We start from the raw sequence: 6,458 nt of genomic DNA, 5'->3' as shown, positions 1-6,458 counted from the left end.
GCCCGGTTTGTGTCAAACTGTCGCTTTCGTCCCAGTTGACCCACCCACCGTCGCATCCTTCCGGATCGACCACCCTGTCTCCAGGGCAACCCCTCTAACTTACTCCAACATCCGACTGGTGTCCAATCGGATTCTGGTGAGACGCGAGCGTCCCAACCAAAGAGTGTGATCAGAGGGGGTTCCCGAGGTTTTGGCGATCTCCGCCAACCCCTTGGGCTCGTGAACTCTATGTTCGCCATCCCCCTCCGTCAAATCGACGGCTGCCGGAAAGTGGCGTGTTTCATTACTTATGGGTAGGGGTCTCCTATGACGGACCAAAAACTCGTGCCCAGAGCGCTGATTGTGCTGCTCTGCACCGCGGGTGCCGTAATCACATTGGCGGGTATCAAAGAGGTCGGGTCGATCATCGGCCCCGTGCTGCTGGCGCTGGTTCTCGTCCTGGCGGTCTCCCCCGTCAGAACCTGGCTCGAAAAACGCGGCGCCCCGGGATGGACCCTGGTCGCGGCACCGCTGGCTTTGGTCCTGCTCCTGTTGTCCGGCATGGTGGCGATCCTCACCCTCTCGGTCACGCAGGCGGCGGTTCTCGCCTCCTCCTACGGCGACCAGTTCAACCAGCTCGTCCTCGACGTGCAGCACTTGGCGGCGAGGTTCGGCATCGGCACCCAGCAGGTGGATCAGGCACTCAGGGCACTCGACCCCTCCAAGATCTTCGAGCTCATCCAGGGGTTCGCCAGCGGGTTGCTCGGCGTGTTCTCCAGCCTGATCCTCATCCTCATTCTGTCGCTGGCCATGTGCCTGGACGCGCGGCCCCTCTCACGGATCCTCTCCTCGCGTGCCGGGCACTGGCCTCTGCTCGTTCACGCACTTCACAACTTCGCCCACAAAACCCGCCGCTATCTCGTCGTCTCGACGGTTTTCGGGCTCATCTGCTCCGCACTGGACGTGACCGCGCTCTGGCTTCTCGGCGTGCCGCTGCCGTTGCTCTGGGGCGTGCTGGCGCTGATCACGAACTACATCCCGAACCTCGGCTTCATCATCGGGCTGATCCCGCCCGCCCTTCTCGGCCTGCTTCAGGGCGGCCTCAGAACCATGGTCCTTGTGATCGCCTCCTACCTGGTGATCAACTTCGTGATCCAGTCGCTCATCCAGCCCAAGTTCCTCGGCGACGCCGTGGGCCTGTCCACGACCGTGACGTTGCTGTCGCTCCTCCTGTGGGCGTATGTGCTCGGCCCGCTGGGCGCCTTGCTCGCCATCCCGCTCAGCCTGCTGACACGCGCACTGCTGATCGACAGCGATCCCAACGGCAAATGGGCCGCCGCCCTCATCTCCGGAGCAGTCCCCTCCGACGAGCGACCATGACCGCCCCGGTGCGGTTGTCCACCTCCAGCTTCGCGTAGATGTGCACAAGGTGGCTCTTGACGGTGGCTTCGCTGATGAACAGTTCCCGGGCGATCCGCCGGTTCGACAGACCGTCCGCGACGAGGGCGACGATCTCGATCTCCCTCGGAGAGAGCGACGGCTGTGGTGACCGCATCCGGGTGACCAGCCTGGCCGCGACCGGCGGGGCGAGTATGGTCTCCCCCCGGGCCACCGCCCGGATGGCGTCGAGCAGGTCGTCTGTGGGGGCGTCCTTCAGCAGATAGCCCGCGGCTCCGGCCTCGATGGCGGCGAAGATGTCGCCGTCGGTGTCATAGGTGGTCAGCACCAGCACCCGGGGCGGGTCGGGCAGCTCGGCGATCAGCCGGGTCGCCTCCGCACCGGACATGCCCGCCCCCAGACGCAGATCCATCAGCACGACGTCGGCGCCGGATGCGAGCCGTACGGCCTCCTCGCCCGTGGCGGCCTCACCGGCTATGACCATGTCGGCGGACTGGTCGAAGACCGCCCGAAGTCCTTTGCGGACGACGGGGTGATCGTCGACGAGCAGCAGGCGGATCACGGGACGGGAAGGGTGACGGCCAGGGCCGTACCGAGGCCGGGAGCGGATTCGACGGTCACCGCGCCACCGAGCTCGGCCGCGCGGTCACGGATGAAGCCGAGGCCGTTGCCCGACCGGATCAGCGGGTCGAAACCGCGCCCGTCGTCGACGATGTCCATCGCCACCTCGTCTTCCATGTAGGTCAGCGTCAACGCGGCCTTGCTCGCCTCCGCATGTCTGGAGACGTTGGCGAGCCCGCCCTGGGCGATCCTGAGCAGCGCGATCTCTGCGCTGCGGGGCAGGGCGTACGGCTCGCCGTCCAGATGGAAAGCGGCTCCCTGCCTGGAGCAGAGGCGGCGCAGTGCCTCCTCAAGGGATCCGTCCAGGCCGGGCGGCGTCAGAGCGTGGACGAAACGACGGGCCTCGGCGAGGTTGTCCTCGGCCGCGTGCATCGCCTCCGTCACATATCCGGAAGGATCGGGCGGAACCGCGCGCAGCAGCAGGACGATGCTGGACAGGCCTTGCGCGAGGGTGTCGTGGATCTCCCTGGCCAGCCGTTGCCGCTCGGCGAGCACTCCGGCCTCGTGCTGGGTCTCGGCCAGCTCGGCGCGGGTGCGGGTCAGCTCGTCGATGAGCTCCCGGCGGCGCTCGCTCTCCCGGTACAGGGCGGTGTAGGCGGCGGCCATGATGATCGCCACCACCGCGCCGATGGCCGGGCCGATCACCTGGGCGGAGCTGAGCGCGGGCTCGTGCAGGGCGAGCGTGCCGACGGTGACCGCGGTGAGCGCGATCACCGCCGGGACTCCCGCGCGCAGGGGCAGCAGATGCAGGCAGACGAAGAACAGCGGGAACGCCAGCCAGACAAGGTCCGGGGTGAGCAGGCCGAGCACCGCCCAGGTCAGGACGACGGCCGCCAGCCAGAGCAGCGAGGCCGTACGACGGCCGCCGAGCGTGAGGCCGATCGCGTAGATCGCGCCGAGCAGGACGCTTCCGGAGAACGCCGCCCACGAGCCGGACACGCGGGTCAGACCCACCGCGAGCAGCACATAGAACACGCCGTGCAGGCCGAACTTGAGCAGCCGCATCGCGGGAACCCCGAGTCCTCCCTCCATGCGACCAGGTTATGAGGGGCAGGTGGGGTGCTCGCATCCAACCTTCGGTTGATTGGCGGACCGATCGGAGTCGCGATGCCCCGGGCCGGTGAAACCGGCGAGCCTGGTGGGAGTGAAGAGGCAAACGATCCGGAGACCGACTTGTTCATCGCGTTGAGAGACATCCGTTTCGCCAAGGGACGGTTCGCCCTCATGGGGTCCGTCGTGGCGCTCATCACCTTGCTCGTCGTCCTGCTTTCAGGACTCACCTCCGGGCTCGCGGGGGAGAACATCTCCGCCGTCGAGAATCTGAGAGGCGATCTGATCGCCTTCGGCGGCGAGAAGGTCTCCTTCTCCGACAGCACGGTCACCGCCGCGCAGTGGAAGGGACTGGGCGGCCGGCCGCTCGGGATCACGCAGACCCGGCTCGCTCACGACGACGCGAACCAGGCGGTCGCGGTCTTCGGCTCGGACTCCTTGGGACCGGCGAAGCAGGCGGACGGCGAGCTGGTCGTGTCACCTGACCTCGGGCTGGCCGTCGGGGACACCGTGACGATCGGCGAACGGCCGTACCGGGTCACCGCGATAGGCCCGGACGACTCCTACGGTCACACACCCGTGGTGTGGTCCACGCTCGCGGACTGGCAGCGCGTCGCCCACGCCAAACCTGACACCGCGACCGTGGTGGTGCTGAGCGGCGACGCCCCCGAGCGGGCACTGGGCACGCACCCCGTCACCAAGCGGCAGGCGCTGTCCGGGATCGGTTCCTACACCTCGGAGAACGGCTCGCTGACGATGATGCAGGGTTTCCTGTTCGCCATCTCGGCGCTGGTCATCGGGGCGTTCTTCACCGTGTGGACGATCCAGCGCCAGGGCGACATCGCCATCATGAAGGCGCTCGGCGCGTCCAGCGGCTATCTGATGCGCGACGCCCTGTCCCAGGCGCTGATCGTGCTGGCCGTGGGCGGTGGGATCGGCGGAGCCGCCGGGCTCGGGGTCGGAACGCTCGCCGAGCGGGTCATGCCGTTCGTGGTGAGCGTCTCGACGACGTTCGTGCCGGTGCTGGCCATGATCGCCCTCGGTATGGCGGGAGCCGCGCTCGCCGTACGCCGTATCACCTCCGTTGACCCGCTGATCGCCCTGGGGAGCGCCCGATGAGCCTGGAACTGACCGACCTCCGCCTGACCTACGCCGACGGCGACACCACGCTGGTCGCGCTCGACGACGTGTCCCTGACCGTCGGGCCCGGCGAGCTGGTCGCCGTGGTCGGCCCTTCCGGGTCGGGGAAGTCCAGCCTGCTGGCCGTGGCCGGGACCCTGCTCCAGCCCGACTCCGGCCGGGTGCTCATCGGCGGGACCGACGCCTCACGGCTCGGCGACAAGGAGCGTACGGCGCTGCGCAGAGAGCGGATCGGCATCGTCTTCCAGCAGTCCAACCTGATCGCCTCGCTCACCGCGCTGGAACAGCTGCAGGCCCTGGATCGCATGCGGGGTGCGGCCTCCGCGGGGGCCGTCGAGCTGCTGCGGGCGGTGGGGCTGGCGGGCAAGGAGAACCGGCGGCCGCACCAGCTGTCCGGGGGCGAGCGGCAGCGGGTCAACATCGCCCGGGCGCTGACCGGCGACCCCGCGGTGCTGCTGGTCGACGAGCCCACCTCGGCGTTGGACCACTCGCGAGGCACGGAGATCATGATGTTGCTGTCGGAGCTGACCAGGGAGCGCGGGGTGGCGACGTTGCTGGTCACACATGACCTCGCGCAGATCGGCCACGCGCATCGGGTGGTGGAGATGAACGACGGCCGCCTGTCGGAAGTGCGCAGGGTCCCGGGAACTGTCGGCGTTCCCTCGTAGCCTTGAGGCATGTACCGCGAGTGGGCTCCGGATCCGGCGATCGCCGGGCGGGTGGCCTGCGTCTGGACGAGCACGGCGACCACGGCTGAGACGCGGCTCGTCGTGCCCGACGGCTGTGTCGATCTCATCTGGGGCCCGGCGGGGCCGCAGGTCGCCGGGCCCGACACCGGGCCGATGCCGGTCAGGTTGTCCCCCGGTGACCGCCACACCGGGATCCGGTTCCGCCCCGGTGCGGTGGGAGATGTGTTCGGCGTGCCGGTCGAGGCCCTGCGCGACCTGCGGGTTCCGCTGGCCAACCTGGGGGTGTTGCCGGGGCTGACGGTCGAGACCATGCAGGAGCGGCTGATCGTACGGCTGCGCGCGACGGCCGGGCCCGACCCCGCCGTTCCGGCGATCGTCGCGGCGTTGCGGGCCGGCAGAAGCGTGGCGGAGGTGGCCTGGGAGCTGGGGTTCAGCGAGCGGCAGCTCCACCGGCGGTCGCTGCGGGCCTTCGGGTACGGGCCCAAGACGGTGCAGCGGGTGGTCAGGTTCCAGCGGGCGCTGCGGCTGACCAGGAGCGGGGTCCCGCTCGCCGAGGTGGCCCTCTCCAGCGGATATGCCGACCAGTCCCACCTGGCCAACGACGTTCGGCGGCTGGCCGGGGTGTCTCTCGGTCAGCTCGTGAGCCGGCCGTAGTCCTTCAGGGTCCGCAACCGCTGCACGGTGAGGAACCCGCCCCACTCGTGGGTCACGATCGGCGTCCACATCAGGAAGTTCGGAGCCCAGCCGCCCTGGGGCGACTGCCGGCCGATCAGCGCGTCGAGGTGGCGGTCGAGCGTCTCGGCGTCGAAGAGCGGCAGCCCGATGGGCTCGGGGGCGAAGTCGAGAGGGAAGTGGGCTTCGCCCGGGGCATCCGGGTCGAAGGTCACGGTGGCCAGGATCGCCTCGCGCAGCCGTTCGAACTGCCGGCGAGCCCGGTCACGGTCGGGGACGTGCTCCAGGAAGTGGACGATTGCCCGCGCGCCGTACGGCTGGATCTCCGACGTCTCTTCGATCGCGGCCCACGTGAACGCGGTGGCCGGAGCGAGCCATGGGTGGTCGATCCCGTGCTTGTGCAGGAGGGCGGCGATCGAGGCGGTGGGCACGAGCGAGCCGGGCGGATCGTCCGGGGTCTCCCACCAGGGGGCGTGCGGTGTTTCCCGGACGCTGGGCAGCACGAACGGCACCCCGCCGTCCTCGGTGGCGATCGTCGTCAGGTAGTCGCAGGCGCTGGTCACCATCGGGTCGTCGAAGGCGTCCATCTCGTCAAGGATCCAGAACGCCACCTCGACCGGCTCCGGCTGACTCTCGGCACCCCGCAGATCCGGCTCCAGCGCGTGCCCGAACCCGCCGTCCGGATTCTGATAGGCGCGCAACACCTGGAGCACCCGGTCACGAGATCCGTCACCGAACAGTGCCTGGAACCTCAACCTGTCGATCAGCCGGGCGTTGAGCCGCAGATATCGCTCTGCCCTGGCCAGGGCGTCCTTCGTCAAGATCTCCATGCTTCGATCGTAGGTTCGGCTCAGGGCGTCGTCTTGCAGGAATCAGACGCCTCGCTCTCACAGTCGGACGGCACCTGCG

At 68.8% G+C, this 6,458-nt stretch carries 7 protein-coding genes; 4 read left to right on the top strand and 3 right to left on the bottom strand.

All coding sequences use genetic code 11. The features are described from left to right. The first annotated feature begins 306 nt into the window (after positions 1 to 306). Entirely contained in the window at positions 307 to 1,359 is a 1,053-nt protein-coding gene (locus ACFY2X_RS45695; protein WP_389951286.1) for an AI-2E family transporter, read from the top strand. Here ACFY2X_RS45695 and ACFY2X_RS45690 read toward each other — a convergent pair. Together ACFY2X_RS45690 and ACFY2X_RS45685 are read right to left on the bottom strand one after the other, a co-directional pair. Then, on the bottom strand, positions 1,322 to 1,939 hold the full coding sequence (locus tag ACFY2X_RS45690) for a response regulator (RefSeq protein ID WP_389951283.1): 618 nt from the start codon (positions 1,937 to 1,939) through the stop codon (positions 1,322 to 1,324). The two genes, ACFY2X_RS45695 and ACFY2X_RS45690, sit on opposite strands and share 38 nt — an antisense overlap. Then, on the bottom strand, positions 1,936 to 3,030 hold the full coding sequence (locus ACFY2X_RS45685; RefSeq protein ID WP_389951280.1) for a histidine kinase: 1,095 nt from the start codon (positions 3,028 to 3,030) through the stop codon (positions 1,936 to 1,938). The genes ACFY2X_RS45690 and ACFY2X_RS45685 overlap by 4 nt, the downstream gene beginning before the upstream one ends. Before the next feature lie 141 nt (positions 3,031 to 3,171). Between ACFY2X_RS45685 and ACFY2X_RS45680 the strand changes: the two genes are divergently transcribed. The 3 genes from ACFY2X_RS45680 to ACFY2X_RS45670 are packed head-to-tail and all read left to right on the top strand — an operon-like array spanning position 3,172 to position 5,531. Continuing rightward, positions 3,172 to 4,167 carry an FtsX-like permease family protein gene (locus ACFY2X_RS45680; RefSeq protein ID WP_389951278.1) on the top strand — a complete coding sequence of 332 codons (996 nt, stop codon included), beginning with the start codon at positions 3,172 to 3,174 and terminating at the stop codon, positions 4,165 to 4,167. Next, the gene (locus ACFY2X_RS45675) at positions 4,164 to 4,856 is read left to right on the top strand and encodes an ABC transporter ATP-binding protein (RefSeq protein ID WP_389951276.1); all 693 of its coding nucleotides are present in this window, start codon (positions 4,164 to 4,166) and stop codon (positions 4,854 to 4,856) included. Before ACFY2X_RS45680 ends, ACFY2X_RS45675 begins: the two co-directional genes overlap by 4 nt. Before the next feature lie 9 nt (positions 4,857 to 4,865). After that, a complete protein-coding gene (locus tag ACFY2X_RS45670) occupies positions 4,866 to 5,531 on the top strand; it encodes a helix-turn-helix domain-containing protein (RefSeq protein ID WP_389951273.1) in 666 nt (221 codons plus the stop codon). On the opposite strand, the gene ACFY2X_RS45665 is transcribed toward ACFY2X_RS45670, so the two are convergent. Continuing rightward, positions 5,510 to 6,379, bottom strand: coding sequence for a hypothetical protein (locus ACFY2X_RS45665; protein ID WP_389951271.1), 870 nt, complete (start codon positions 6,377 to 6,379; stop codon positions 5,510 to 5,512). The genes ACFY2X_RS45670 and ACFY2X_RS45665 overlap by 22 nt on opposite strands. Positions 6,380 to 6,458 lie beyond the last annotated feature (79 nt).

The sequence above is a fragment of the Streptosporangium sp. NPDC000396 genome (assembly GCF_042898655.1).
Lineage (GTDB): Bacteria > Actinomycetota > Actinomycetes > Streptosporangiales > Streptosporangiaceae > Streptosporangium.
The sequence above is the reverse complement of the archived record's forward strand: the minus strand, read 5'-3'. Positions and strand labels throughout refer to the sequence as shown.